The following is a 25,016-nucleotide window of genomic DNA, read 5'->3' as shown; positions in this document are numbered from 1 at the left end:
AATTCAACTCGGAGACCCCTAGGGTTTCAGCTTGTAACCCGTTTTAAAGATCCAATGAACAATCGCAAGGGAGACGCCCAAAAACAGAAGCGTCATGAAAAGCGAGAGCCAAAGAGAGACGTCGGCCTGACCGTAAAAACTCCACCGGAATCCTGAAATCAAATAGACGACCGGGTTGATCAACGTCACCTTCTGCCAGACCTCAGGCAGCATCGAGATCGAGTAAAAGCTCCCCCCCAGAAAGGCGAGCGGCGTCACGATCAAAAGCGGGACGAATTGCAGCTTCTCAAAATTGTCGGCCCAAATGCCGATGATGAAACCGAGCAGCGCAAACGTGATGGCCGTCAATAAAAAGAAGGCCGCCATCCAGAACGGATGCTGGATTTCAATGTCGACGAAAAAGTTGGCCGTGATCAGAATGATCAAACCAACAACAATCGATTTTGTTGCAGCGGCTCCGACATAGGCGATCGTTATTTCCAAAAATGAGATTGGTGCCGACAACACCTCGAAGATTGTGCCTGTAAACTGCGGGAAATAAATGCCGAAGGAGGCGTTCGACAGGCTCTGCGTCATCAAAGACAGCATGATCAGGCCCGGTACGATAAACGCGCCATACGAGACACCATCCACCTCGCTGATCCGGGACCCGATTGCTGCACCAAAGACAACAAAATAGAGAACCGTGGAGATCACCGGTGAGATGATCGACTGCATGATCGTGCGTTTGGTGCGCGCCATTTCGGCAAGGTAGATCGCTTTGACCGCTTCAAAATTCATCCGTGTAATCCTTGCTCAGCGGCAGAAAAATCGAGTTCCATTCGCCTCAGTCTCCCTTTTTCACAAGGTCGACGAAAATGTCCTCAAGCGAGGACTGATCGGTCTGAAGGTCATGGAAGAAAACACCAGCTTTAGAGAGATCCGTCAGCAAAGCGGTAATCCCGGTGCGCTCCCCCTGCGTGTCGTAGGTGTACGTCAAACTGTCGCCGTCCTCAGACAGTTTGAGATCGTATTTCTGCAGCTCCGGGGGAAGCTCTGTTACGGCGCAGCTGAGAGACAGGGTCAACTCCTTGCGGCCGAGCTTTTGCATGAGACGGTTCTTGTCTTCAACAAGGATGATTTCTCCCTTGTTGATGACGCCGACCCGGTCGGCCATTTCCTCAGCTTCTTCGATGTAGTGCGTGGTCAGAATGATCGTGACGCCCTTGTCCTTTAACTCGCCAACGATGCGCCACATGTCGTGACGCAGTTCCACATCCACCCCTGCTGTCGGCTCATCCAAGAACAGGATCTCCGGCTGATGAGCCAGAGCCTTGGCCACCAAAAGCCGTCGTTTCATGCCGCCGGAAAGAGCCATGATCGGGTTTTTGCGCTTATCCCAAAGCGTCAGGTCCTTAAGTATTTTCTCAACCAAGTCCGGGTTTGGTTTCAAACCAAACAGACCCCGGCTCAAGGCGACGGTATCACCTACAATTTCGAAGGGCGCTGTCGGCATCTCTTGGGGCACCAGACCAATCATTCGCCGCGCCGCACGGTAGTCCTTCAGTGCATCGTGCCCGCCAACGGTGATGCTCCCAGACGTCGGGCGGACGAGACCGCAGATTGTGCTGATCAAGGTTGTCTTGCCGGCACCGTTGGGACCGAGAAGCGCGAAAACCTCACCTTTCTCAATCTCAAGGGACACCGACTTCAGCGCCTGAAACCCGCCATCATAGGTTTTTTCCAGATCGTGGACGGAAAGGATCGGCGCCATGAAAATCTAACCAGTTTTTTGAAATGTATCAGACCGGCAGACTGCGGGTCGTTTGGGCGGGCACACTCGCATGTGGTCCAATCAACTGCAAGATACAAGGCTGGCTGCATCCTGACAGCCCCTGTCAGCAGATGGGAATTGATTGTTTCAAAAGTCGAAACGCTGCGTCCAACCGCTCCCCTATGGGCTTTCAAGGCAAATCCTCTATCTTGCAGCACAACATCCAATAACGTCTGGAACACGCCATGTCCGTTCGCCCCGTCACCCATATTGGTTCAACCCAGTCCACACTTGAAGGTGCTGGCGTCAAGCTGGAACGGGTGTTCGGTTTTCAAGATCCGGAGATGCTGGATCCGTTTCTGATGATGGACGATTTCCGCAACAATCGTCCTGAAGACTATCTCGCCGGATTTCCCTGGCACCCGCATCGGGGCATTGAAACGATCACATATGTGCTGAAAGGCACCGTGGAGCATGGCGACAGTCTGGGAAACACAGGCACACTTGGCGCAGGCTCTGTGCAATGGATGACGGCGGGCCGCGGGATCATGCACCAGGAGATGCCCAAGGGGGATGAGACCGGCAAGATGCACGGATTTCAACTCTGGGCCAACCTGCCCTCATCCCTGAAAATGACGGAACCGCGCTACCAGGATATCGAAGGCAAGGACGTCCCCGTCGTCGTGGATGATGACGGCACATCCGCACGTGTGATCATTGGGGAGTTCTGGGGCAAGAAGGGGCCTGTCGACGGAATCGCAGCCGACCCGCAGTATCTGGATATTCATGTTCCTGCGGGACGCAAAAAGCGTTTCAAAGTAGACACTTACAAGCAGACCTTCGCATACATCTTCGAGGGTTCAGGAAAGTTTGAAGGTGCTTCGGATCCATTTGGCGTGCTGACCGAAAAGGAGTTCGGGGGCGAAGAGCTCAAGATCCGCGACCAGACCGGAGACCGCACGCTGGTCATATTTGGTACAGGCGACGAGATCGTGGTTCATGCCGGTGAGAACGGGATCCGTTTTCTGCTGGTCTCGGGCGCCCCCATCAAGGAACCTGTCGCGTGGCACGGTCCGATCGTCATGAACACCCGTGAAGAACTGATGCAGGCGATCACGGAACTCCAGAACGGGACGTTCATCAGGTAGGTTATCAACCGCCTTGCAACTTTCACATACAATCACTACGGCTTTCTGATCATAACTGATTGGACAGCTATGCCGTTGAAACTCCGTGCCGCGACTGCAGACGATGCACCGGCTCTCACTCAGATCATGCACGATGCCAAGGCCTCATGGGGGTATCCCGAAGACCTGATGTGCCAGTGGCGTGAGCAGTGGCAAATCACATCGCAGATGATCACCGAGCAGGAGATGATTGTTGCCGAAGACGCCGGTCATGCGATCGCTTTTTCCGGACTAAGGCAAAACACGCCTCGATCCGTCAAGCTCGAGTATCTCTATGTTTCGCCAGGCGCTCAAAAGCAAGGCATAGGCACCCTGCTTCTCCAGCGCAGCGAAGATCGTGCCCGTCAAATTGGTTGTGACAAGGTCACTCTGCGGAGTGAGGTGAATGCAGGCGGTTTTTATGAGCGGAGACAGTACAAGACTGTCGGCCAGGAACCCAGCAAGATGGCACCTGGCCGGTTCATGCCCCTGATGGAAAAGACACTTGTGGGCAATGTAGTGCCGATTTCAGAGATCACGCTCTCGGTCTCATCAAACGCTTGGGATTTTGAAACGGGAAATGTCGCTGAAATAGCCGCACACTTTGCGGAGCAACAAAGGCGTATCCCGGAGTTGTGGAACGGCAGAACGCTCAAGCTTACCAGTCATTCATTTGACAATGGAGCCCTCACCGGTGTGTGCACGGAATGCTCTTATGCCGCGTTCCTGACTTGGCGGGACTGGGGCGCTCCGGATCTAACAACATTCAACCTCTTCGGCTCGGCAGTCATACGCTCATCGGACGGCGCACTCCTCTACGGGGTCATGTCCGCCCATACAGCAACCGCAGGTCAGATCTACCCACCTGGTGGCAACCTTGATCCGTCTGACGTCGGTCCGACAGGGCTGATTGACATCCAGGGGGCGATCGCGCGGGAACTGGAGGAAGAGACTGGGCTTCACCTGAATGATCTTGTGCCAGACGACTTGCTGATCGTTTTCGACGGTGCTCGTATCAGCGTTGCGCAAGTGTTCGACAGCGACCGGTCAGCCGAAGCGCTCCGTCATGACATCATCGCACATTCGATGGCCTCAGAGGAAAAGGAGCTTGCTGACATCCGCATCATCCGATCGGGACGAGACCTTACTGGTCCTAAGGTCGCCTCCTATGCGAGGGCGCTTGGAAACCACATCCTGCGCTAGATACTAACGCTGGAGCCATGGGAGATCCCGAAAAGGGCTTATCCGAGTGTATCAATTGAATGACTTTCAGCATTCAGCAACAGAAGAGGCTTACCCTTTGCAAACACCAACGCAAGAGCTCAATTGAATAAATCGCCGCCACGCCCGTGAAAGATGATCGCAAGCCCCCGACCAATCATCGATGCCGGTTATATCAATGCCGCAGTTGGTCAAATTGATATAGACCCCGACACTCTTGGTTCAAATGGCTGTTCATTGGTTCTCAAAATGAGAAGATCCAGCCAATCTGTGAAGAAGCGACGCCAACAATGAAAAATGGTAAAAACAGCGATAATACTATAGCGGTTGAGATCGCTGATCTCATTTTTGACAATATAGATTCTGTAAAGACGCATCTTAATCTGGACAGTTATGATACTACTGCAGTTGTCATGCGAATAACCGCTGCGTCTGATGGCGAAGGTGGTGTCTCTGAGGCCAAGTTGGCACAGCAATTAAACATTACCCGGCCGACCATGAACCGGATCATCCGCAGGTTGCTTGATACCCAGCACATCCTTGCAATTTCAGACACTTCGCCAAAGAAATACGTCTTCAATTTTGACTATGAACCAGCCCAATCAAAGACCGATTCAAAGCGCGCGAAGTTAAACTTTCAGCGTTCTGTAATAGATCGGTGTGTGGCAGCGCTCCTCGCGGTCTTCTGGTCATTTGAACGTTATCAATTTGAGAACGAAGACGAATAAGGCTTGAAGACCGAACAGCCGCTCAGTAGCATGACCGCATTGCTGATGATATTTCAGTAGAGCAGAGATGGGGAGCAATTTTTTGTTTCGGGCATACTATCTTCTGCTTGGGCCACTTTGAGACTTTTTGAATCAGTATGAAGATGGGCGGGTTGATTTCTACCGCTTATTGGCAGACTGGCAAAGAAACCTTTCGAAGGACTGCTTCTCCAAGAGCAGTCCTTTTTTTTGCTTGAACGGCTCTGCCACAGGTACCGCCCCACCAAAATCGAGCCTTCTGAAGATGTCATTGCAGACCAGATGTCTTACGTCCTTGGAGAGCTCTGATCTCCGCAAAGCGCTCATTCCGCAATTAGCGCAGCTATCCGCCAATCACAGCCATCAGCACCCGGCCACGCAAGAGTTTGTTCACCAACAATCGCGGCAAAGGTCTGGCGGGACTTGCGAAGAAATGTAAAAGTCCGCTCACCTTCGAACTAGAAACGCGTTCGATCTCCAGGGAGAACACTGCATGAGCCGCCGCTACGCGATCTTGGACGTCTTTACAAACAAGGCATTGGCTGGAAATCCGCTGGCCGTGGTGCTGGACAGTGAGGACTTGAGCGATGAGCAAATGCAAAAGATTGCCGGCGAGTTCAACCTGTCCGAAACTGTTTTTGTGTTCCCGCCTGAGAACCCTGGCCACTCTGCTTCCATGCGGATTTTCACACCAAAATGCGAGTTGCCCTTCGCAGGCCACCCAACTGTCGGCACGGCGATTTTGATGGCCGTTGAGCGCTTTGGCGACGTCTCCGGAGAGCAGGACGCAGTGGTCGTTCTGAAGCAAAAGATCGGTACAGTCCGCTGTGCCGTGATCTTGCGGGAAAACGCAACTGCATTCGCGGAGTTTGATGTGCCGGCGCTGCCGGAACCGGCAGGTCCGACGCAGAATATTGAACTCATCGCGGCCGCGCTCAATCTGGAGCCGTCAGACATCGGCTTTGAAAATCATGCTCCTTCCCGATTCAAGGTCGGTCCAGCCTTCAATTTCATCCCGGTCCGGGATTTGAATGCCCTGGCGCAGGCAAAGCCGGTCCCTGCAATGTGGAAGAAGGGCTTTGGCAATGACGAGCATAACGATGCCTACGTCTATTGCCGGGAAACCCGGTCTCATGACAGTGCGTTTCACGCCCGCTTGTTTGCACCTGACATGGGCATCATGGAAGACCCGGCGACCGGATCTGCCGCAGCCGCTTTTGCGGGCGTGATCCGGCATTATGATGGACTGACAGCTGGAACCCATCACATCCGGATCGAACAGGGCTTTGAGATGGGCCGCCCGTCGCTGATCGACCTGGAAATCGATATTGAAAACGGCGACATGCATGCCATCCGGGTTGGCGGACAAGCAACGCTGGTCGCCCGGGGCGAACTGTTTCTTTAGGCCGTTGCCAAAGGCCACCCGCCCGGCCATAGCTCTCATCTAATAAATCAAATAAAGCCCCGGCGCTGTCCGGGGCTTTTCGTTGTCGACCCTAAGCACCACATGCGGCCCTATCTGGCGAACCTGTATTCGCGTGGCCCACCATCCGTCGCGCCGTCGTACATGACAAGCAGGTCAAACGAGGCCGCGTTTTCCGCCAAAACAAGGACGGTCTCTGCTTTGTGGTCCTTATCTGGCATCTTTAGATCTGCCAGTTTCGAGAGGGTGAGGCTTGGGAACCGGAGATGGTGAAGCGCATAGTCCCCCTTCGATTGGACAGGGCCGGACAATACGATCAGACCGTCAGAAACGGCGGCGAGATCCCGGACCCCGGTTCCACTTCCGAGGGCCAACTCAATCACGTCCAAATCCGGTTTTGAGTTGGAAAACAGCGCATCGACATTGACGCTGCGCAGAAATGCACGGCCTTCGACGGAAGGACCGCGCAGGCCAATGTAAAGCCGGCCATCATGGTATGCGAGGCCTTCGATGTTGACACCGCCGCCGCCCTCACCGAGCGGCTTTTCGGCATACTGGCCAATAGGATCCGGTGCACCTTTCAAGATCGCTCTGAGCGCATCGGTCCGCTCGATGTCCGGGGCAACCTTCTTCTTGGAAAACTCGAACTCTGGAAACCCGGTCTCTTCATCAACCGAAAACCGGAATAGAAAGAAAGAGGAGGGATTGAACTCTGCTTTCTTGCGGCTCAGCCCATGCGATCCGACGATATAGAAATACCCGTCACCGTAAGCTGCGCCTTCTGCATCGATCTCGCCGGTTTTTGCGCCATTCAGCTCCTTTGGCAACAAACGCATGGATTTGCCCGGAATGATCCGGTTACCGTCTATGGTGAAAAACTGCGTTCGCTGCTTTTCATCCAGAGCGACCACACATACTGGTGGAGCGACTGGGGCGCAGGCAGCACCACTGATGCTCTTGCGCAGCTTCTTTTTGCCGTCGAACTCCGGTTTTACTAACCATTCTGCGACAAAGCCGACCTCATCTGCACTCGCAAGACCGTTCGGTACAAAGAGCAAGGCGACCGCTCCGGCCAAGGCATACATCAATGTTGCTGTCTTCCCGATCATTGCTCTGCCCCCAAAAGTGTTTCGGACTTCCGTTTTAACAAAACATCCGTCAAAGCCAGCCCGTTCCAACGACCAAAATGTGAACTCCAGAATTCTTTCTATCTTGATCAAACAGGGTAAGCTCCGCAAAAGCTGGTTGCATCAAAAACAATCCTGCCCTAAGAACTACGAAGATTAACGCACCAGTCACTCTTTGAGAGCAGACTTGGTGTCGTATTTTGGAACGACCAAAGGCCATAAGAAGACCCATGATCGCGCATCGCGACATTGCAGCATCTTCTATCGACGCGCAGATCCAGCAGCGCGGCGGCCTTCTCCTACTTGGCGATCTCCTCCTTCTTAGATGCCCCTGAGCGTCGGCTGTTCGCATGTTTTGAAGCGAACGGGCACTTAGGGGAGAAGTCTTAGAACCGCATCAGAAAATCCGGATCGCGCGCCCCACCCGATAGCTCAAAACGGCCCGATCCAGCTAAGGGACGAAACATCATGACTGCCACCTCCGAGAAGGATCAGATCCGCATCTTCGACACCACCTTGCGCGATGGAGAACAATCGCCTGGTGCGTCCATGACATTGGAAGAAAAGCTGCAAATTGCAGAAATTCTCGATGAAATGGGTGTCGACATTATCGAAGCCGGTTTCCCGATCGCCTCCAACGGTGACTTTGAAGCCGTACGTGAAATCGCCAAACGGTCCCAGAACTCAACCATCGCCGGTCTGGCCCGCGCTATTCACGCCGACATCGACCGGTGTGGCGAAGCTGTCAAATATGCGGGAAAGGGCCGGATCCATACATTCGTTTCCACCTCCCCGATCCATTTGCAGTTCCAAATGAACAAGAACCAGGAAGAGGTTCTGGAAATCATCACCGACACCGTTACCCGCTCACGCAATCTGATCGACGATGTCGAATGGTCGGCCATGGATGCGACTCGCACACCGATCGACTATCTGTGCCGTTGTGTGGAAGCCGCGATCAAATGCGGCGCGACCACGATCAATCTGCCGGATACCGTCGGTTATGCGACGCCGGATGAATACAAGGCGATGTTCGAGCAGATCATCGAGCGCGTCCCGAACTCCGATCAGGCCATCTTCTCCGTACACTGTCACGACGATCTGGGCCTGGCGGTTGCCAACTCCCTGGCTGGGGTTGCCGGCGGCGCACGGCAGATCGAGTGCACGATCAACGGCTTGGGCGAACGTGCGGGCAACGCGTCCCTGGAAGAAATTGTCATGGCGATCCGCACCCGCGGCGACATCCTGCCTTATGAGACTCAAATCGATCCGCAATTCCTGGTCCGCGCATCCAAAATGGTGGCTGGCGCATCCGGCTTTGCCGTTCAGTACAACAAGGCCATCGTTGGCAAGAACGCGTTTGCTCATGAGAGCGGCATTCACCAGGACGGCATGCTGAAAAACGCAGAAACCTACGAAATCATGCGTCCGGAAGATGTCGGCGTCAAAGCCACGTCTTTGGTCATGGGCAAGCACTCCGGCCGTCATGCGTTCCGTGACAAGCTGCGTGAGTTGGGCTTCGAGCTGGGTGACAATGCCCTGCAGGATGCCTTCCGCCGCTTCAAGGATTTGGCCGACCGCAAGAAGCATGTCTACGACGAAGACATCGAGGCGCTGGTCGAGGACGAAATCAACATCCTGGGCGAAAGCACCAAGGTTATCGCCTTGACGGTAATTGCCGGAACGGGCGGACCTCAGAAGGCGATCCTGACCATGGATGTCGACGGTCAGCATGTCACCAAAGAAGCGACCGGTGACGGCCCGGTCGATGCAACGTTCAACGCAATCAAGGCGATCTCGCCGCACGAGGCAACCTTGTCGCTCTACCAGGTGCACGCGGTGACTGAAGGCACAGATGCGCAGGCTGAAGTGTCAGTCCGCCTGGAAGCAGATGGCCGGATCGCGACGGGTAAGGGCGCGGATACAGACACGCTCGTCGCGTCTGCAAGGGCGTATGTCTCTGCCATGAACAAGTTGGCGCAGCGTCGGCAGGCGAGCAATCCAGGCGCTCTGCAGGCCGTCTGATCCGAAGGAACAGCAGGGTCATATCCCTGAAACCAAAAAAGCGGCGCCGGAAGGTGCCGCTTTTTTCGTGACGCACTGGATTGTGTGGACCTCAAGCGCTCATGAGGTAGGTCTGCATCGACGGGCTGAGCATTTGAAAAAGATCGGCCTGCATGCCGCCAATGGCCTTGCTCTCACGATGCGTGAAACCGGCGTCCAGGATAACCTGCCGCATGGCCCTGTTATCAACCCGTACGACGGATACAAGATGGGAGAAATAAGTTTCTCGGAAGAACCAGTCCGTCAGCGCTTTGCACAAACGTCGGGGCACATTCGATATCTTTCCGTGCGTGGACGGCAGGCAATAACCAAGACTGATTTCAGACGTCTCCGACAAGGGCGTGAACCCTGCCCAGCCCAGAAATTCCCCATCTTGTGCCTCAACCTTCCAACGGGAGACACCAAAGTCATCTTGTGACTGGAGCGCGGATTGAACAAATTTTTCGGCAGCCATGGCTTTGCAGGCATCACTGCCTTCCAGACATCCGTTACCGCCGCAATTCACCTGAAGTGATTTGATGAGGTCGGTGTCCGACAGGGACAGCGGAACAAGGCGAATGGTGTCGCATTCGAGAATTATCGTCTGCATATCATCCTCCCGGATACCGGCTTTGGAGTTATCCATGACGAGGGTTCGCTGCCTCGTTCCTTTTTACAGGGCTCATGTAACCCTGAATTGTGCCTTTCGCATGACAGACCAAAGTATAATGCGTAATTATCGATGAAAATATTCGTATTTACAACAAGTTAACGTGAAACTCACAGTGCACTGCACAAATTTCTGGTTTTACTCAGCGCGCAAAAATTCATCGGCAATTCGGGCAGTGTCAATTTCTTTTGACGGGTCAAGCCGTTGCCAGTCCGGCATCTGATTGCGAAACCAGGTTTCCTGACGTTTTGCGTACTGACGCGTTGCAACAACAAGCCGGTACTCTGTTTCCCCAATATCGCGGCTGCCTGTTAATAACCCCGCGATTTCCTTTACGCCAATGGCCCGCATGGCCGGCAATTTATATGACAACTCCCGCGCGAGCAGGGTTTTGACTTCTTTGATTCCCTCCGGGGTCAGCATGAGGCCGGCCCGTTTTTCAATCCTGTCGTGAAGCCATGGACGCGGCGGCGCAAGTACAAGGCGCAGGCACTGTTTGATGTCCAAAAGCGGTGGTGACTGCTGTTCGGTCTGGAGCTCCGCAAGCGGCCGGCCGGTGGTCAAAAGCACTTCGAGCGCCCGCGCCAAGCGCTGCGGATCATTGAGCCCTTCAGCGCCGTTGTGGTCGCCCGCCTCGGCCAATGCAGCCTTAAGCGCTGGAACGCCGCCGTCGTCCGCCAGAGAGCGGGCTTTTGTGCGCACGTCTTCCGGGATCTCGGGGAGCTCGGCAAAGCCCTCGGTTAATGCCTTGAAGTACAGCCCCGTTCCGCCAACAAGGACCGGGATCTGCCCGGCAGACCAGATCAGCTCCAGTTCGTCTGACATCCGGCGCAACCACGCGCCTGTCGAAAAAGCTTCCGACGATGGCAGGACCCCATAGAGGCGATGCGTGACCTCTGCCTCCTCGTTTTCAGATGGGCGCGCACTGACAAGGCGCAGATCCTCGTATAGCTGCATGGAATCGGCATTCACAACGACCCCATTGACCCGTTTTGCCAATTCAATAGCCAAGGCTGACTTGCCGCTGGCCGTTGGGCCCGCTATCAGAATGGCGCGCCGCTTGTGCGCACTGCCCGGCCCTGTTTCAAAGGATTTGTCCATGTCTCTCGTCGCTACCCTGGTGTCAAAGCCGACTGCCCCTGCCGTAGGCGTAGATTTGGCTCAAAGGGCGGCGGAGGCGTTAAAATCTGACACGCCGCCAACCACACTTAATCCCGGTGTAGCTGCGGATATCTTCTTTGATGGGGTCGACGCAAGGGCTGCGGATACAAAGCTGCGGGAAATCATAGCTGCCGCTCCAGTTGACGTGTTTGTTCAGCCAGTGGAAAGCCGCAAGAAGAAGCTGCTGATTGCGGATATGGACTCCACGATGATCCGCCAGGAATGCATCGATGAACTGGCAGCCGAGCTCGGCTTGAAAGAGAAAATATCCGAGATCACCGAGCGGGCCATGCGCGGTGAGATCGATTTCGAACCAGCCCTTCGTGAACGGGTGTCCCTCCTCAAGGGCTTGCCGCTTTCTGCCATCGATAGCGTTCTGAGCAATCGCATCACGCTCATGCCCGGTGGCCGAACGCTTGTGCAAACCATGAAAGCCAATGGGGCCTATTGTGCCTTGGTGTCAGGGGGCTTTACCCACTTCACAGGCACGATCGCCGCCATGATCGGCTTTGATGAAAACCAGGCCAACATCCTTCTGGAGGATGACGGAAAGCTGTCTGGCCTTGTCGCAGAGCCGATTCTTGGGCGCGATGCCAAGCGCGAGCGTCTGGAAGCGCTGGTCGCATACAAGGGACTGTCGTTCGATGACACGATTGCGGTCGGGGACGGTGCAAATGATCTTGCGATGATTGAGCGCGCAGGAGCCGGTGTCGCCTATCGGGCAAAACCGGCCGTTGCTGCTGCCGCCGACTTCCGCATCGACCACGGCGACCTCACCGCCCTCCTCTATTTCCAAGGATATGCGGATCAGGACTTTGTGCTGAGCTAAGAGCTTTCACAAAAGAAAAAAGGGCGCCCATCGGCGCCCTTTCGCTTCTACGTCAGAATCGAAAAGCCTAATTGTCCTCGATCCGAACCGGAACGAAACGAACATCGCCGGTCGGGTTGGACAGAAGCAGAAGCGCTGACCGGCGGCCGTCATCCTTCAGCTTTTGGATTTCCGCTTCGACGTCGGCGGGTGTCGACACAGCCTCCTGGGCGACCTCCTTGATGACATCGCCTGCCATCACCCGCTTTTCTTCTGCAGAAGACCCGGCCTCGACTTCGGTCACAACAACCCCGGTCACGTCTTCTTCGATGGAGAACTGCTGGCGCAAAGCGTCGTCCAGCTCCGCCAAGGTCATGCCAAGCACCTTGCTGGTTTCAGCCGGCTGATCCGGCTCCTGCTCTGCAGGCGTGCTTGCCTCGGTGACCTGGTTTTCTTCAAGACGCTCCAGGGTCACGCGGATCGTGACTTCCTCGCCTTTCCGAAGCACAACGACATCGACTTCTTTGCCAATCGCCGTTTCAGCAACCATCCGCGGCAGTTCCCGCATGGATTCAACGGTCTTGCCGTCAAACTTAATGATGACGTCTCCCGCCTCGATGTTGCCCTTGGCAGCCGGGCCATCATCGGTCACGCCGGCAACAAGCGCCCCAATCGCATCGTCCATACCAAGGCTCTCAGCGATTTCGTCCGTCACTTCCTGGATACGGACACCAAGCCAGCCACGGCGGGTTTCACCAAACTCGCGCAGCTGATCGATAACGCGGATGGCAGTCTTCGCCGGAATCGCAAAGCCAATGCCAATGGATCCGCCGGACGGCGAGATGATAGCCGTGTTGATGCCGATCACGTTGCCGTCCATATCAAACAGCGGGCCACCGGAGTTGCCGCGGTTGATGGAGGCGTCCGTTTGAATGAAGTTGTCATAAGGGCCCGCATTGATATCGCGGTTCCGGGCAGACACGATACCAACGGTGACCGTACCACCAAGGCCGAACGGGTTGCCGATCGCCATCACCCAGTCGCCGACACGAATACCGTCAGAATCGCCGAAACCGACCTCTTTCAGCGGGGTTTCCGGCTCCACCTTGAGAACGGCGATATCCGTTTTCTCATCTGTTCCAATCACTTCGGCACGCAGCTTGCTGCCGTCGTTGAAGTTTGCCGTAACTTCGTCGGCCCCTTCGATCACGTGGTTGTTTGTGATGATGATCCCGGCTTCACCGTCCAGAACAAAACCAGAGCCGAGGGACTGGACACGGCGTGGCTGGTCATCGTCGCGGTTCTGGCGGTTGAAGAATTCTTCAAAAAACTCCTGGAAAGGAGAGCCTTCGGGAACCTGCGGCATCGGAACAGAGCGCTGTCCCTGGACTGTTTGAGCCGTAGAAATGTTCACCACGGCATCTGCAAGGTTCTCGGCAAGATCTGCGACACTTTCAGGTCCATGGCCGTCATGCGCATGAGAGCCTTGGAAGGGGGTTACCGCAATCAAACCGCCGAGCATAATGCCCGCCGTTGCACAGACAACGCGCGGCATGCCTTGGCGTAATAGTTTCAGAGCCATAGGGCTTTATCCTCCATACCAGCCATCGTGACTGTCGTGAGAGTGCGAACGAGACTGGGCGATGCCCAGGATTTAGCAGACAATATAGAACGGGCGGGAGGTTTTGGCCCCTCCCGCCCTTAAACTTTTCGCTATCCGCGGATGATCCACACAAGAAATACGCCAATAACGGCCGCGCCTAGTCCCGCGGCGCGAAGCGTTTGGTCCGGCGTTTCCAGAGCACTGCGCATGACATTTTTCATGCCACCTGGCGCAATTGCGTACAGAACTCCTTCCAACACCAGGACCAAACCGATCGCCGTTAAAAGCTCATTCATTGCGCGGCGAGCGAGGGTGACCGGATATCTTCCACATCGTCAGATCCACCACCGCCGGCCGGAGCATTCACACCGGTCGGATCCTTGAAGAACCGGAAGAAGCTGGAATCCGGAGATAGGACCAGGCTCGTGTCGCCCGACTGCAGTCCTGCTTCATACGCCTGCATGGACCGGTAAAACGCGAAAAACTCAGGATCTGCACCGAAGGCTTCAGCAAAGATCCGGTTCCGCTCCGCATCGCCATCACCGCGAATGATTTCTGAATCACGGTTGGCTTCTGCAACAAGAACGGTTGCATCACGGTCGGCACGAGACCGGATACGGCGGGATTGCTCTTCACCCTGCGCGCGGATCTCTGTTGCTTCCCGCTGACGCTCGGTCTGCATCCGTGCGAAAATCGCCTGCGAGTTCGCATCCGGAAGGTCCGCACGGCGGATCTTCACGTCGACAACTTCAATGCCAAGCTCAGACGCCGCCTGGGAAACTTCCTGACGGATCTGTTCCATAAGGCCAGACCGGTCATCCCGGACGATGGCTTCGAAGGATGCTTTACCCAACTCGGAACGGAGCGAAGACTGAAGGAACGTTGACAGACGCTGGTTCGCCGTCGGGATGTTGTTCACGCGCTGATAGAACAGGACCGGGTTTGAAATCCGGTAGCGTGCGAAGGCATCCACGACGAGACGCTTCAGGTCAGCCGCAATCACTTCCTGCGGGCTCATGTTCAGATCGAGGATCCGCTTGTCGAGATAAACCACGTTCTGCACGAACGGGTATTTCAACTGCGGGCCCGGCTCCTGGATCACCCGGTCAACACGTCCGAGCTGCAGAACCAGTGCCTGCTGCGTCGGATTAACGACGAAGATCGAGGTGTAGAGCAGAAAGCCGATAACAACGACAACAATACCAAGAATACCGCTACGCATGATCAGTTACCTCCCGTACGGGTGGACTGGCCGGCGCCGCGACCGTTGAGGTCGTTCAGCGGCAGGAATGGCAGGACGCCAGATCCAGCGGAGTTGCTGTCGATGATGATCTTGTTGTTATCACCCAAGACTCTCTCCAGGGTTTCCAGGTACAGACGTTCGCGCGTCACATCAGGCGCATTTCTGTACTCTTCATAAATTTTGGTGAAACGCTGTGATTGACCGGTCGCTTCGGCGATTGCCTGCTCTTTGTAGGCATTCGCACGTTCCAGAATACGGGCAGCTTCACCGCGCGCTTCCGGAACCATCCGGTTGGCGTAGGCTTGCGCTTCGTTCTGGATCCGCTCCTGGTCAGCACGTGCGGCCTGAACATCACGGAACGCATCAATAACCTGCTGCGGCGGGTCAACCTTCTGCATCTGCACTTCGGTGATCTCGATACCGGCCTGGTAGGAGTCCAGCGTGCTTTGCATCAAGGTTGCAACGTCGTTCTGAATGGTCACGCGGTTCTGCGTCAGGATTGCGTCAATGTTGGATTCGCCAACGACCTCACGCATCGCGCTTTCCGCAACTGCCTTAACAGTGCCTTCCGGGTTCTGAATGTTGAACAGGAAGTTTGTGATGCCATCACGGGTGTTTTTGATACGCCACTGAACCTTGAAGCCGACATCAACGATGTTTTCGTCACCGGTTAGCATGAGGCTCTCTTCCGGAACATCGCGGGAGCGAACTGCGCCAGTGTTCGTGAAGAGCTCTTCAACACCAACGGTGGTTTCGCGCTGCTGCTCGACCTGCGGCTTGTAAACCTCACCGATCGGATAAGGCCAATTGTAGTGGAAACCGGTGCCTGTCTGGTCTGTGACCTTACCAAGCACAAGCTCAACACCGACCTCACCGCGACCTTCGTCAACGATGTAGACACCGGTTGCGAGCCAGCCAAGGACACCAAGGCCAATAACAATCAGAATGCCCAGGATGCCAAGACCACCGCCGCCACCTGGCAGGACGTTTTTCATGCGGTCCTGGGTGCGTTTCAGGAGTTCTTCAAGGTCGGGCGGATTGCCACCGCCGCCGCCACCGCCCCGATTGGGACCACCGCCCCACGGACCGTTGTTGTTTCCTCCACCGCCGCCCCATGGGCCGCCGTTGTTTCCACCACCCCAGGGGCCACCACCGCCACCTGACTGATTGCTCCAAGGCATCAAGACTTCCTTCTGTGAACTCCAGCCACGATACCCGCGGCTGGATTTGGGCTTTCGCCCGTTCTGACTCAACGTAGGTTATAGGGAGGTTACCTTGTGCTTTCAACGCAGCACCCGGCTTCCCACCATATGAACAACGTGATCTTCCCGGACCGCAGGTGGGCTATTTGCCGTCGATTTTCAAGCCCCATTAGGTATTGAACCGGACTTGAAAGGACATCAGCCGATTCTAAAGCGCCGCGATCATGTCGATGTGGGGAATATCGTCTTCCAAATAGACTTCGGAAACCGTCCGAAACCCAAGGGATGCATAGAATTTTTCAAGATGAGCCTGCGCGGAAAGGTGCACTTCTCCAGTTGGCGCAATTTGCCGCGCCTTTTCCATGCCCGCCAGCATCAAGTCGCGGCCAAGACCAAGGCCGCGATGGGACTGCGCCACAACGACACGGCCAATCCGGATCGCGCCATCGCCGCTCGATGACAATCGGATTGCGCCCGCGAGAGCGCCGGTTTCCGCATCCCGCAGGAAATAATGCTCTGTGTCCGGGTCTTTGCCATCGATCTCCGGAAAAAGGCAGTCCTGTTCCAGCATGAACACATCCTGCCGAAGCTTCAAAAGGTCATGCACGTCCCGCGGGCTCAAAGCGTCAAATGAATTCCAGGCGCCGTTAAGCTTATTCTTCAAAATTGTCTCCACAGATCGCGTGAGTGCTCATTTGCGCCGATAGGTTACAAATGTGAACGGTGCACTGTCTTTTTCCGTTTGCTCTCCGGATACGCGGGCAGTTTCCGACCAGATAGCCGTATCAATCTCAGGGAACCGCGTATCTCCGATGGGTTCAGCAACGACTTCGGTGATTTCCAGACGATTGGCCAGGTCCATCGCTTGCGCATAAATCTGACCACCGCCGATGATTGCAATCTCATCTACAGACGTGTCTGCGGCGATTTCACGCGCACGATCTATCGCGCTTTCAAGAGAGGTCGCCGCTTCTGCGCCGTCCGGCTTATACTCAGGATCTCGCGATATCACGATGTGCGGACGGCCGGGCAAAGGTTTCCCGCCAAAAGACAAAAATGTCTTCCGGCCCATGATAACCGGTTTGCCCAAGGTCATGCTCTTGAAGCGCTTGAGATCGGACGATAACCGCCAAGGCATATCATTGTCGGCGCCTATAATCCCGTTTTTGGCCACAGCAGCAATAACGACAGTTTCAGGCAAGACGCGCTCCCACTCGATTCTTTTGGTCAACCGGCTCGTAACACGGGTAACGGCCAGAAAACGAGCGCTTTCTAATCTAGGGCGCTTCAGCACGGCACGGGCTTGACCTTCCTGCAACTGGAAGCCCTATCATCTTTCTCTATTGTTCTAAAAGGTTCGGTCCATCGTCCGACGCAAGACAGGCCCCGCGGCTTCCTTGCTTGCACCTCTATGATCGAGAAAACAGCATGAATAGAAGACAGTTCCTCAAATCGGCATCTTCTGCTGCGGCTTTATTGAGCATGCCCCGATTTACAATGGCGGCGACTGATGATGGCTTCATTCAGCTGGAAGCCGTCAAAGGGCAAGGCCGACTTTACGGCGAAGATGGCGGCCTGTCCGATCTCTGGCTCTACAACGGGAAACTCCCCGGACCGGAAATCCGTGTAAAGCGCGGGGAGCGGGTCAAGGTTCGGTTCAAGAACAGCATTGACGAACCGACATCAGTCCATTGGCATGGTATCCGGATCGACAATGCCATGGATGGCGTTTCCGGGCTCACGCAGCCAGCTGTCCAGCCAGGTGAGACCTTCGACTACGATTTTGTCGCACCGGATGCCGGAACATACTGGTATCATGCCCATCACATGAGCTGGAACCAGGTGCCACGCGGGTTGGCCGGTCCTCTCATTATCGAAGAGGACGACAATCCCTTCGCGCCGGATGCCGACATCATCCTTTCGCTGTCCGATTGGCGATTGGACGATAATGGCCTGCTTGATACGGCAAGCTTCGGTGCCCGGCATGATTTCTCTCATGCTGGACGGCTTGGCAACTGGTTGACCATCAACGGCACATCGCTGCCCGACATCCCGGTTACAAAAGGCCGCTGGCATCGTATCCGCCTGATCAACACTTCAGCCTCTCGTGTCCTTGATCTGGCCCCGTCCCGTTTTGGCGCCAAGGTCATCGCACTGGACGGTCAAGGCTTCGACACAGCCAGAGACATTGACGGCGTGATACAGCTCGCGCCCGCCCAGCGCATAGATCTTGTGATGAAGCCAGACAGTGCAGGCCCGATCCCGTTTGAAATGATGACAGGCCAGCCTTTCACCTTTGCCAATTTCGTTGTGTCCGGTCAGACAGCAGAGCCGGAGGAACTCAGAGTTCCAGCGCCCAACTCTCTTCCCGAACCCGATCTTGCAAACGCCCGGTCTTTTCCGCTCGTCATGGCGGGCGGGGCCATGGGCCGGATGCAATCGGCCACAATGAACGGTCAGAAAATGTCCCTGCGGGAGTTGGTACAGGCTGGAAACTTCTGGGCGTTTAATGGCCAGGCGGGCATGGGCGACAAACCGCTTTTCTCAGCAAAACGCGGTGAGACAATCGTTTTGGAAAGCACCAACAACACCGCCTTTCCCCACGCGATCCATCTGCACGGCCATCATTTCCGGGTTCTGGAGCGCAACGGCGAGAAGCTGGCTCACCCAGACTGGCGCGACACGTTTACGACCCAGCGCGGCGAAACCGTGAAGATTGCGTTGGTCGCCGACAATCCCGGCAGATGGCTGGTTCACTGCCACATGCTTGGCCATGCGGCCTCCGGCATGATGGACTGGTTCGAGGTTGCGTAAGTCCGCCTCTGCAGTGGACCACGGTGCGAGACGGGTGGCGCGAGTGGGCTAAATGCGGCTATGTTGGCCGCATATCGATACTTGCACATCCAGATTGACTGCTTCTGTGACCACATCAATTTCAGTATTCCCGGCAACCCGCAGCGGTTCAGTTCTAGCTCGGTGCCCTTTTGACTGACCCGGATCAAACGCAGATTTTTCCGGCGGCGATGACAGACGATATTGTCGCTTCGTCTCGCGATGGCATCATCACCATTGATCCCCATGGGGTGCTGACATCGTTCAATCCCGGTGCTGAAGCAATCTTTGGGCTCATGGCAAACGACGTGGTTGGACTAACGGTTGCTGAGGTCTTCCTGCCGCTCGAAGATCTCGACGCTTTCACAGACTGTGTGCTTGAGGCCGTCCGGCAGCCGGACAAGGAACACGTTGCAACGATCAGCTTGGAACGGCCGGAGGGTGTGCTCCATCTCAGTGTCCGGACGGTTTTGCTTCACCGGAAAGGCTCCGATGAACGCATTGGGGTTCTGGTCATGCTCGCCGATGAAAGTGAGCGGGTGGAGCTTTTGACCCGAACGGCCGACCGCGAACGCGAGCGCGCATCAACGGGCCGTTTCATCGTTGCGATCCTGACGATTTTCAGTGTGTTCACCTTGCTTCTGGAGCCAATCCAGAAACTCGCACGAGCCCATTTTTACGATCTTGGCCCGGTGATCGCGCTCCTGACACTCGTTATCATCGCATTTTTCCTTGACCGCTGGTCCTCTCCGGAAAGCCGGACCCTGAAGCTCAATCTGCGCCCGGAAAAGCGCTACGTGGTTGAGAGTATTGTCTGGTCGCTGAGTTTCTGTGTCCTGATGACGCTCGGCAAACTGATCTTCATTTCACTCGCCCGCGAGGATGGTGCCACGCCACCTGAGCTCTTCAGTTTCCTGGTTCTGGACGATGGAACCCGGGTCCGGGAGCCCGGGCTGTTTCTCATCGCTTTGGCAATCTATCTGGTTTCGGTGCTGTTTCAGCAATTTGCGATCCGCTGCGCCATCCAGGCACCGCTCCAGAGTTTTCTTACCGGCGTGATCGGCCCGGCGGCCTGGGTGGCCAATCTGGTATCGACACTTCTGTTTGCGGTTCTTCATGCCCACCTAAACCCGCTCGTGTCGCTCGCTGTGATAGCCCCGTCGCTTCTTTGGGGCTGGTTGTTCATGCGCTCCGGCAGTGTCGTCCCTTCAATCATTTCCCACGCCATGATCGGTGTTTACGCGATCTTCATCTTGGGGATATTCGCTGGTCTGGACCAGGTATGAGCCGCAATCGGGATTTTTCATGATCAAGAACGCAGTAAAGGCCGGAAAACGGCCAAAGGTTTTGATCGTGAATGCCTATGTCGATCCGTGGCGGTCTGCGGCCCCCATGCGCTTGTTCATTCCGCGCGCGATGGCTCCCTATTATCTTGCCGGCCGGCTGGATAAATCCGGGGCGGACGTGCGTGTTTACGACGAGGTCTATCACGGGGCCCTGCTCAATCCCCGCCTGTTTGACTGGCCGGATATGGTGATACTGACCGGATTGACAGCTGCCTTCGACCGGGCCCGGCAATTGTCTGCCTATTTCAGAAATGCCCGGCCGGATGTCACGATCGCTATTGGCGGACCGATTGCCCGTGCCCTGCCCGCTTTGTGTGCCGACGTCTTTGACTATGTCTGTCAGGGCGATGTCGAGACCTTCGATGATTTGATTGACGAGACACTCGGGGCGGATTGCCGGGCAGAAAACCCTGCCCCCCGCTTTGATCTTGCAGGCTGGTCGTATGGCCTTGGATTTGTCGAGACGACGAAGAACTGCAATTTCAAGTGCGCCTTTTGCTCCCTCACCGGCGAAGGACGCGCTTATCAGTCTTATTCATCGGCCGAGGTCACCAGCCAGCTCGAGGCAGGCGGCGAAACTTCCATGCTGATGGTGCTGGACAACAATTTTTACGGCAACAACCGCGCGGATTTCGTGCGCCGGACGGAGCTCCTAGGCGACCACTGGCGGCGTGGCAGATACCGCGGATGGGGAGCATTGGTCACCGGTGATTTTTTCAAAAATCCTGAAAACCTGGTCATCCTCGCTGAAAATGGTTGTAAAGCCTTGTTTTCAGGCGTTGAATCTCTCGATCCCGCGGTCCTGAAAGCCTACAACAAAAAGCACAGCCTCTCGTCCGACCCGAGATCGCTGGCGCGGCTCTGCGCCGAGTACGGGATCCTGTTCGACTACGGCATGATGCTGGACTTTTCCCATCAGACGATTGCAGAGATCGACGGGCAGATCGACGGATTACTGGCCAGTCCGGAAACACCGCTGCCGGCGCTGATGTCCTTGACCATTCCGATCCTCGGCACGCCGCATTTTAATACTGCCGCCACTGAAGGGCGTTTGATGCCGAATGTGCGTTTGGCCGATATGGATGGTCAAAAACTGGTGGAGTGGCCGAAGGAACCGCTGGAAGAGGTTGTTCCGTATCTTGCAAACCTTCTGCAATTCAAAGGCAGGAAGCTCGCATTTTCCCGCCATGCGGCGCGCCATGCGTGGTCACGGCGGCAGTCGTTCGACACGCTGCAAACCTTGATCAGCATGCTCGGCCCGATTGTCCGGTATGCGGGCGGTGTCCGCATTGGAGATCACCGGCAATTGCGCCAGACGTTGCGCGAACCCAAACGCACCTTCAATGCGATGACAGATCCTCTGAGTGTCGCCTACCAGCCGGCGCACCGGATGGACGCAAAATTCGCTAAGGATTTCCAACCGCTGTTCCTGACCGACGCGAAGGGGCAGCTCACCCAGCCAATTGCCGACGCGACCCACCCGCCGCTACCACCGACAGCCCATGAATTGCTGAAAAGCGATGTGGCCTAAAGTGCAAATAGGCAGACGCAAACGTCAGGTGTCGTACTCGCTCAGATCCTGAGGCGCATGCAGCAGCGTGGTGTCATATTTCGGCAGATCGTCCGTCATCTGGAGCCAGGGTAGCTTGCTTTCGTAGTTCACATGAAATTCAGGTTTGAAGGTCTTAGGGTGCTCCAACGTCGCTGCGTAGAGATGCATGCCCCCTTTGTAGTGTTCGGCCTCGAAGGCCATAGGCGTTCCGCAAGTGTCGCAAAAGTGTCTGTAGACACCTTTTGAACTTTCCAGGGTTCTGGGTGTCGCGCCGGTCCACCTGAAATTCTTTGATGGCACGCCGAGCCACGCAACCACCGGTGCCGCGCAATTGCGGCGGCAATCATCACAGTGGCAATAGCAGCTCCAGGTAACTTCGCCGGTGAATTCCCAACTGGTCTTCTTGCAAAAGCAGTGCCCGCGCGTCGTCATGTCCCCTCCCGCATTCTCAGAACTTGGCTCGGTCTGCCAAGGCTCATCAAGTCTATCGCAGAATGGAAGGCAATTAGCGCCCACGAAAAGACAGGCGCTTTCGCCAATCCGGCATCTGGGGCATTCGGATCAGAATCTCGCCGTCGATCTCATACGGCAATCGGCGCGGCGATGTGCGGATGCGGGTTGTAGCCGGTCAGTTCAAAGTCTTCATACTTGAACGCAAAGAGATCTGTAACGGCGGGATTGATCTTCATTTCAGGCAGTGCACGCGGCGTTCTCGTGAGCTGTTCGCGCGCCTGATCGAAATGGTTGGAATAAAGGTGCGCATCACCAAGTGTGTGCACAAAGTCGCCAGGCTTAAGTCCCGTGACCTGTGCGATCATCATCGTCAGCAGGGCGTAGGATGCGATGTTGAACGGTACCCCGAGAAACACATCGGCTGAACGTTGATACAGCTGGCAGGAGAGCTTGCCATCGGCGACATAGAACTGAAAAAGTGCGTGGCACGGTGGGAGGGCCATCTCGTCTACCAGCGCCGGGTTCCAGGCAGAGACGATGAGCCGACGGCTTTCCGGGCTTTTACGGATCATCTCCAGAACGTTCGAGATCTGATCAATCGACTGTCCATCAGGAGCCGGCCAGGAGCGCCACTGGTAGCCATAGACCGGGCCCAGATCACCGTTTTCATCGGCCCAATCGTCCCAGATTTTGACACCGTTTTCCTTCAGGTAGGCAATGTTCGTATCACCGGCGACGAACCAAAGCAGCTCGTGAATGATCGAGCGCAAATGCAGCTTCTTAGTCGTGACCAGCGGAAACCCTTCCGACAGGTCAAACCGCATCTGGTGTCCAAAAATCGAACGTGTTCCGGTTCCCGTCCGGTCGCCCCGGTCGATGCCGTCTTCAAGGATCTTAGAAAGGAGATCGTGATATTGCTGCACGGCGGGCGCCCTTCGTCATACTGCCGGAAACGTATCGCTAACTTCGCAGATTCTGACGAAAACGCACCCCCTGCCCCGGACTTTCCCCAGCTCCGGCCACAAGGAATCCAGCTCAGGACGCGAGCCAATCTGTGGATGACCTAAGCCAACCAAGCACCGGCCCTTTGGCAAAGCCCTTTCAATTCAAACCGAAAGTGCCTATATCAGGGGTGCTGGTTCGCCAGCTATGGCAATAAATGGTCAGTGTAATAAACCTATCGGACCCGGGGGCGGTACCCGGCGCCTCCACCCAAGCCCATAAGGCTTAAACCTTTGAACCCATATGGGTTTCGGCGGGGGCGAAACAGGATCGACGAGGGCGTAAAGACTGTGCTTTTGCTCGGCATTGTACCACCGTTATCGGGCTATCTCAGTAGTTGCAAATGACAACACTGCTATGGACAACGCTGTAGCTGCGTAATGCGGTTCCGGTAGTCCACTAAGTCCTGTTGGTTAGCCCCTTCAGGCGGGGTTCGAAGGCACCTGGCAACAGAAGCCTTCACTTCACACTCTTCCCCCCAGCAAAGTGAAACATTGGCACTGCCTATCGCCGCCCACTCCATAAAGCGCTATCCTTGGAAAAGGGCCTTTCCTTTTTGAACCTTGCCCGTCAATGTGCTTTTCTGAGATGAAATTCAAAGCGAGATTCGACTGAACACGATGTCTGAAGACCTGTTGCGATACGATATCCTGATCCAGGATGCCCTGCGTGGTGCTGTGAAGAAAATCCTTGCGGAGGTTGGACGCACCGGTCTGCCCGGCGACCACCACTTCTACATCGCGTTTGAAACGACCGCACCGGGTGTGAAAATCTCCCAGCGTTTGAAAGAGCGCTACCCGCAGGAAATGACCATCGTCCTGCAGCACCAGTTCTGGGATCTGGCGATCGGCGAGCATGCCTTCGAGGTTGGTCTGTCCTTTGGCGGCGTCCCGGAAAAGCTGCTGGTGCCTTTCTCAGCAATCAAGGGCTTTTTTGATCCTTCGGTTCAATTCGCGCTAGAATTCGATCCTGGCAAGACAGCCGAGGAGCTCCCGGAAGACTTGCTGGAAGCGGTCGAAGAGCTTGCGAAGGCGGAACAGGAAACCACCGAAAAGCTGATCACAGCGGACAACAAGCAGGATGATGTTCCTGCGGTAGAGGCTGAGAAAAAAGCCAAAAAACCGGATCAAGACACGGAAGACAGTGACGGCGGCGGTGAGGTTGTCTCGCTGGATGCATTCCGGAAAAAAACCTGACCTTCAGGAAAAGGCCATGAGCGCCGAGATTGTCAATCTGCGCCAGGCGCGCAAGCAGAAGCAGCGGCAAACCAAGGAAAAAACCGCCGAAAGCAACCGCCAGAAGTTTGGCCGGACCAAAGCCGAACGCGATGCGGACCGCCGGCGCCGGGACATGCTTGAAAAGCAGGTCGATGGCCATAAGCTTGGCGGTCCGGCCCCAACGCCGCCCGGCGACGACTAAACCTTATGGCGCTCCAGAAAAGATCGGTTTCCCTACACGGCCACCGCACCAGTGTGGCTCTGGAAGCGGAGTTCTGGGCGGTCATCGACGCAGCCGTAAGAGCCGAACATCGCTCCCTTGCCAGCTTGATCGCAGAAATAGACGACACACGAGATCCGGACGATCCGCTGTCTTCTGCAATCCGCGTTTGGGTGCTCAAACGGACACAAACACGCGCCAATAAACAAGCTTAAATCAACACAGCAA

General features: G+C 55.7%; 25 protein-coding genes and 1 other RNA gene. 13 read left to right on the top strand and 13 right to left on the bottom strand.

Going from position 1 to position 25,016, the window contains the following annotated elements; all coding sequences use genetic code 11:
* Positions 1 to 18 precede the first annotated feature (18 nt).
* Positions 19 to 780: an ABC transporter permease gene (locus tag RBB44_RS23560; RefSeq protein WP_209178550.1), complete on the bottom strand. Its 762-nt coding sequence runs from the start codon at positions 778 to 780 to the stop codon at positions 19 to 21.
* A 46-nt stretch (positions 781 to 826) separates the two neighbouring features.
* Positions 827 to 1,753, bottom strand: coding sequence for an ABC transporter ATP-binding protein (locus RBB44_RS23555; protein ID WP_306150095.1), 927 nt, complete (start codon positions 1,751 to 1,753; stop codon positions 827 to 829).
* Between the two features lie 245 nt (positions 1,754 to 1,998).
* Between RBB44_RS23555 and RBB44_RS23550 the strand changes: the two genes are divergently transcribed.
* The 4 genes from RBB44_RS23550 to RBB44_RS23535 all read left to right on the top strand — a co-directional run bounded on the left by RBB44_RS23550 (position 1,999) and on the right by RBB44_RS23535 (position 6,291).
* Positions 1,999 to 2,901: a pirin family protein gene (locus RBB44_RS23550; protein ID WP_133946658.1), complete on the top strand. Its 903-nt coding sequence runs from the start codon at positions 1,999 to 2,001 to the stop codon at positions 2,899 to 2,901.
* Positions 2,902 to 2,970: 69 nt separating this feature from the next.
* Entirely contained in the window at positions 2,971 to 4,122 is a 1,152-nt protein-coding gene (locus RBB44_RS23545; RefSeq protein WP_306150096.1) for a GNAT family N-acetyltransferase, read from the top strand.
* Positions 4,123 to 4,430: 308 nt separating this feature from the next.
* Positions 4,431 to 4,868, top strand: a complete 438-nt coding sequence (locus RBB44_RS23540; RefSeq protein ID WP_306150097.1) for a hypothetical protein — start codon at positions 4,431 to 4,433, stop codon at positions 4,866 to 4,868.
* A 511-nt stretch (positions 4,869 to 5,379) separates the two neighbouring features.
* Positions 5,380 to 6,291, top strand: coding sequence for a PhzF family phenazine biosynthesis protein (locus tag RBB44_RS23535; RefSeq protein ID WP_209178553.1), 912 nt, complete (start codon positions 5,380 to 5,382; stop codon positions 6,289 to 6,291).
* A 110-nt stretch (positions 6,292 to 6,401) separates the two neighbouring features.
* Here the strand turns inward: RBB44_RS23535 and RBB44_RS23530 are convergent, their stop codons facing one another.
* Positions 6,402 to 7,418 carry a DUF3616 domain-containing protein gene (locus RBB44_RS23530; RefSeq protein WP_306150098.1) on the bottom strand — a complete coding sequence of 339 codons (1,017 nt, stop codon included), beginning with the start codon at positions 7,416 to 7,418 and terminating at the stop codon, positions 6,402 to 6,404.
* A gap of 486 nt (positions 7,419 to 7,904) precedes the next feature.
* Here RBB44_RS23530 and RBB44_RS23525 point away from each other — a divergent pair, with 486 nt between their 5' ends.
* Positions 7,905 to 9,461, top strand: coding sequence for a 2-isopropylmalate synthase (locus tag RBB44_RS23525; protein ID WP_008193919.1), 1,557 nt, complete (start codon positions 7,905 to 7,907; stop codon positions 9,459 to 9,461).
* Between the two features lie 91 nt (positions 9,462 to 9,552).
* On the opposite strand, the gene RBB44_RS23520 is transcribed toward RBB44_RS23525, so the two are convergent.
* Entirely contained in the window at positions 9,553 to 10,089 is a 537-nt protein-coding gene (locus RBB44_RS23520; protein WP_306150099.1) for a GNAT family N-acetyltransferase, read from the bottom strand.
* A gap of 198 nt (positions 10,090 to 10,287) precedes the next feature.
* Positions 10,288 to 11,250 (bottom strand): tRNA (adenosine(37)-N6)-dimethylallyltransferase MiaA, encoded by a 963-nt coding sequence (miaA, locus tag RBB44_RS23515; RefSeq protein ID WP_306150100.1) that lies wholly within the window; start codon positions 11,248 to 11,250, stop codon positions 10,288 to 10,290.
* Here miaA and serB point away from each other — a divergent pair.
* Positions 11,249 to 12,139, top strand: coding sequence for a phosphoserine phosphatase SerB (serB, locus tag RBB44_RS23510; protein ID WP_306150101.1), 891 nt, complete (start codon positions 11,249 to 11,251; stop codon positions 12,137 to 12,139). The genes miaA and serB overlap by 2 nt on opposite strands.
* Positions 12,140 to 12,206: 67 nt before the next feature.
* On the opposite strand, the gene RBB44_RS23505 is transcribed toward serB, so the two are convergent.
* From RBB44_RS23505 to RBB44_RS23480, 6 genes are all read right to left on the bottom strand, one after another.
* Complete coding sequence (locus RBB44_RS23505) at positions 12,207 to 13,700, bottom strand: Do family serine endopeptidase (protein WP_371932331.1); 1,494 nt, start codon at positions 13,698 to 13,700, stop codon at positions 12,207 to 12,209.
* A gap of 131 nt (positions 13,701 to 13,831) precedes the next feature.
* A complete protein-coding gene (locus RBB44_RS23500; protein WP_008190419.1) occupies positions 13,832 to 14,017 on the bottom strand; it encodes a DUF2065 domain-containing protein in 186 nt (61 codons plus the stop codon).
* The gene (gene hflC, locus RBB44_RS23495; protein ID WP_209174028.1) at positions 14,014 to 14,943 is read right to left on the bottom strand and encodes a protease modulator HflC; all 930 of its coding nucleotides are present in this window, start codon (positions 14,941 to 14,943) and stop codon (positions 14,014 to 14,016) included. Before hflC ends, RBB44_RS23500 begins: the two co-directional genes overlap by 4 nt.
* A gap of 2 nt (positions 14,944 to 14,945) precedes the next feature.
* Complete coding sequence (hflK, locus tag RBB44_RS23490; protein ID WP_209174029.1) at positions 14,946 to 16,145, bottom strand: FtsH protease activity modulator HflK; 1,200 nt, start codon at positions 16,143 to 16,145, stop codon at positions 14,946 to 14,948.
* 229 nt (positions 16,146 to 16,374) lie between these two features.
* Positions 16,375 to 16,830 (bottom strand): GNAT family N-acetyltransferase, encoded by a 456-nt coding sequence (locus RBB44_RS23485; RefSeq protein ID WP_306150102.1) that lies wholly within the window; start codon positions 16,828 to 16,830, stop codon positions 16,375 to 16,377.
* A gap of 27 nt (positions 16,831 to 16,857) precedes the next feature.
* Positions 16,858 to 17,304 (bottom strand): dihydrofolate reductase, encoded by a 447-nt coding sequence (locus RBB44_RS23480; protein ID WP_371932335.1) that lies wholly within the window; start codon positions 17,302 to 17,304, stop codon positions 16,858 to 16,860.
* Between the two features lie 344 nt (positions 17,305 to 17,648).
* Here RBB44_RS23480 and RBB44_RS23475 point away from each other — a divergent pair, with 344 nt between their 5' ends.
* The 3 genes from RBB44_RS23475 (at position 17,649) to RBB44_RS23465 (ending at position 21,875) form a co-directional block, all read left to right on the top strand.
* Positions 17,649 to 18,980 (top strand): multicopper oxidase family protein, encoded by a 1,332-nt coding sequence (locus RBB44_RS23475; RefSeq protein ID WP_306150104.1) that lies wholly within the window; start codon positions 17,649 to 17,651, stop codon positions 18,978 to 18,980.
* Positions 18,981 to 19,189: 209 nt separating this feature from the next.
* Positions 19,190 to 20,284: a type II CAAX prenyl endopeptidase Rce1 family protein gene (locus RBB44_RS23470; protein ID WP_306150105.1), complete on the top strand. Its 1,095-nt coding sequence runs from the start codon at positions 19,190 to 19,192 to the stop codon at positions 20,282 to 20,284.
* A gap of 19 nt (positions 20,285 to 20,303) precedes the next feature.
* Positions 20,304 to 21,875, top strand: a complete 1,572-nt coding sequence (locus RBB44_RS23465; RefSeq protein ID WP_306150106.1) for a radical SAM protein — start codon at positions 20,304 to 20,306, stop codon at positions 21,873 to 21,875.
* Between the two features lie 24 nt (positions 21,876 to 21,899).
* Here the strand turns inward: RBB44_RS23465 and RBB44_RS23460 are convergent, their stop codons facing one another.
* Positions 21,900 to 22,328: a GFA family protein gene (locus tag RBB44_RS23460; RefSeq protein WP_306150107.1), complete on the bottom strand. Its 429-nt coding sequence runs from the start codon at positions 22,326 to 22,328 to the stop codon at positions 21,900 to 21,902.
* Positions 22,329 to 22,477: 149 nt separating this feature from the next.
* Positions 22,478 to 23,272: a thymidylate synthase gene (locus tag RBB44_RS23455; RefSeq protein WP_306150108.1), complete on the bottom strand. Its 795-nt coding sequence runs from the start codon at positions 23,270 to 23,272 to the stop codon at positions 22,478 to 22,480.
* A 172-nt stretch (positions 23,273 to 23,444) separates the two neighbouring features.
* Between RBB44_RS23455 and ssrA the strand changes: the two genes are divergently transcribed.
* The 4 genes from ssrA to RBB44_RS23435 all read left to right on the top strand — a co-directional run bounded on the left by ssrA (position 23,445) and on the right by RBB44_RS23435 (position 25,003).
* Positions 23,445 to 23,815, top strand: a transfer-messenger RNA (tmRNA) gene (gene ssrA, locus RBB44_RS23450).
* Positions 23,816 to 23,971: 156 nt separating this feature from the next.
* Positions 23,972 to 24,547: an SspB family protein gene (locus RBB44_RS23445; RefSeq protein ID WP_306150109.1), complete on the top strand. Its 576-nt coding sequence runs from the start codon at positions 23,972 to 23,974 to the stop codon at positions 24,545 to 24,547.
* Positions 24,548 to 24,563: 16 nt separating this feature from the next.
* Positions 24,564 to 24,770, top strand: a complete 207-nt coding sequence (locus RBB44_RS23440) for a DUF4169 family protein (RefSeq protein ID WP_306150110.1) — start codon at positions 24,564 to 24,566, stop codon at positions 24,768 to 24,770.
* Positions 24,771 to 24,775: 5 nt separating this feature from the next.
* On the top strand, positions 24,776 to 25,003 hold the full coding sequence (locus tag RBB44_RS23435) for a ribbon-helix-helix domain-containing protein (RefSeq protein WP_306150111.1): 228 nt from the start codon (positions 24,776 to 24,778) through the stop codon (positions 25,001 to 25,003).
* Positions 25,004 to 25,016 lie beyond the last annotated feature (13 nt).

This window comes from Roseibium sp. MMSF_3247, assembly GCF_030733765.1.
Taxonomy (GTDB): Bacteria; Pseudomonadota; Alphaproteobacteria; order Rhizobiales; family Stappiaceae; genus Roseibium.
This window is presented reverse-complemented; position numbering and strand designations above follow the sequence as displayed.

What these genes read in the sequence shown, in the direction of transcription:
- serB (WP_306150101.1), top strand. Translation starts at nt 11,249, where the DNA reads ATGTCTCTCGTCGCTACCCTGGTGTCAAAGCCGACTGCCCCTGCCGTA.
- RBB44_RS23470 (WP_306150105.1), top strand. Translation starts at nt 19,190, where the DNA reads ATGACAGACGATATTGTCGCTTCGTCTCGCGATGGCATCATCACCATT.
- RBB44_RS23555 (WP_306150095.1), bottom strand. Translation starts at nt 1,753, where the DNA reads ATGGCGCCGATCCTTTCCGTCCACGATCTGGAAAAAACCTATGATGGC.
- RBB44_RS23465 (WP_306150106.1), top strand. Translation starts at nt 20,304, where the DNA reads ATGATCAAGAACGCAGTAAAGGCCGGAAAACGGCCAAAGGTTTTGATC.
- RBB44_RS23475 (WP_306150104.1), top strand. Translation starts at nt 17,649, where the DNA reads ATGCCCCGATTTACAATGGCGGCGACTGATGATGGCTTCATTCAGCTG.
- hflC (WP_209174028.1), bottom strand. Translation starts at nt 14,943, where the DNA reads ATGCGTAGCGGTATTCTTGGTATTGTTGTCGTTGTTATCGGCTTTCTG.
- miaA (WP_306150100.1), bottom strand. Translation starts at nt 11,250, where the DNA reads ATGGACAAATCCTTTGAAACAGGGCCGGGCAGTGCGCACAAGCGGCGC.
- RBB44_RS23540 (WP_306150097.1), top strand. Translation starts at nt 4,431, where the DNA reads ATGAAAAATGGTAAAAACAGCGATAATACTATAGCGGTTGAGATCGCT.
- RBB44_RS23525 (WP_008193919.1), top strand. Translation starts at nt 7,905, where the DNA reads ATGACTGCCACCTCCGAGAAGGATCAGATCCGCATCTTCGACACCACC.
- RBB44_RS23560 (WP_209178550.1), bottom strand. Translation starts at nt 780, where the DNA reads ATGAATTTTGAAGCGGTCAAAGCGATCTACCTTGCCGAAATGGCGCGC.
- RBB44_RS23545 (WP_306150096.1), top strand. Translation starts at nt 2,971, where the DNA reads ATGCCGTTGAAACTCCGTGCCGCGACTGCAGACGATGCACCGGCTCTC.
- hflK (WP_209174029.1), bottom strand. Translation starts at nt 16,145, where the DNA reads ATGCCTTGGAGCAATCAGTCAGGTGGCGGTGGTGGCCCCTGGGGTGGT.
- RBB44_RS23460 (WP_306150107.1), bottom strand. Translation starts at nt 22,328, where the DNA reads ATGACGACGCGCGGGCACTGCTTTTGCAAGAAGACCAGTTGGGAATTC.
- RBB44_RS23535 (WP_209178553.1), top strand. Translation starts at nt 5,380, where the DNA reads ATGAGCCGCCGCTACGCGATCTTGGACGTCTTTACAAACAAGGCATTG.
- RBB44_RS23550 (WP_133946658.1), top strand. Translation starts at nt 1,999, where the DNA reads ATGTCCGTTCGCCCCGTCACCCATATTGGTTCAACCCAGTCCACACTT.
- RBB44_RS23505 (WP_371932331.1), bottom strand. Translation starts at nt 13,700, where the DNA reads ATGGCTCTGAAACTATTACGCCAAGGCATGCCGCGCGTTGTCTGTGCA.
- RBB44_RS23530 (WP_306150098.1), bottom strand. Translation starts at nt 7,418, where the DNA reads ATGATCGGGAAGACAGCAACATTGATGTATGCCTTGGCCGGAGCGGTC.
- RBB44_RS23480 (WP_371932335.1), bottom strand. Translation starts at nt 17,304, where the DNA reads ATGCCTTGGCGGTTATCGTCCGATCTCAAGCGCTTCAAGAGCATGACC.
- RBB44_RS23445 (WP_306150109.1), top strand. Translation starts at nt 23,972, where the DNA reads ATGTCTGAAGACCTGTTGCGATACGATATCCTGATCCAGGATGCCCTG.
- RBB44_RS23440 (WP_306150110.1), top strand. Translation starts at nt 24,564, where the DNA reads ATGAGCGCCGAGATTGTCAATCTGCGCCAGGCGCGCAAGCAGAAGCAG.
- RBB44_RS23520 (WP_306150099.1), bottom strand. Translation starts at nt 10,089, where the DNA reads ATGCAGACGATAATTCTCGAATGCGACACCATTCGCCTTGTTCCGCTG.
- RBB44_RS23500 (WP_008190419.1), bottom strand. Translation starts at nt 14,017, where the DNA reads ATGAATGAGCTTTTAACGGCGATCGGTTTGGTCCTGGTGTTGGAAGGA.
- RBB44_RS23435 (WP_306150111.1), top strand. Translation starts at nt 24,776, where the DNA reads ATGGCGCTCCAGAAAAGATCGGTTTCCCTACACGGCCACCGCACCAGT.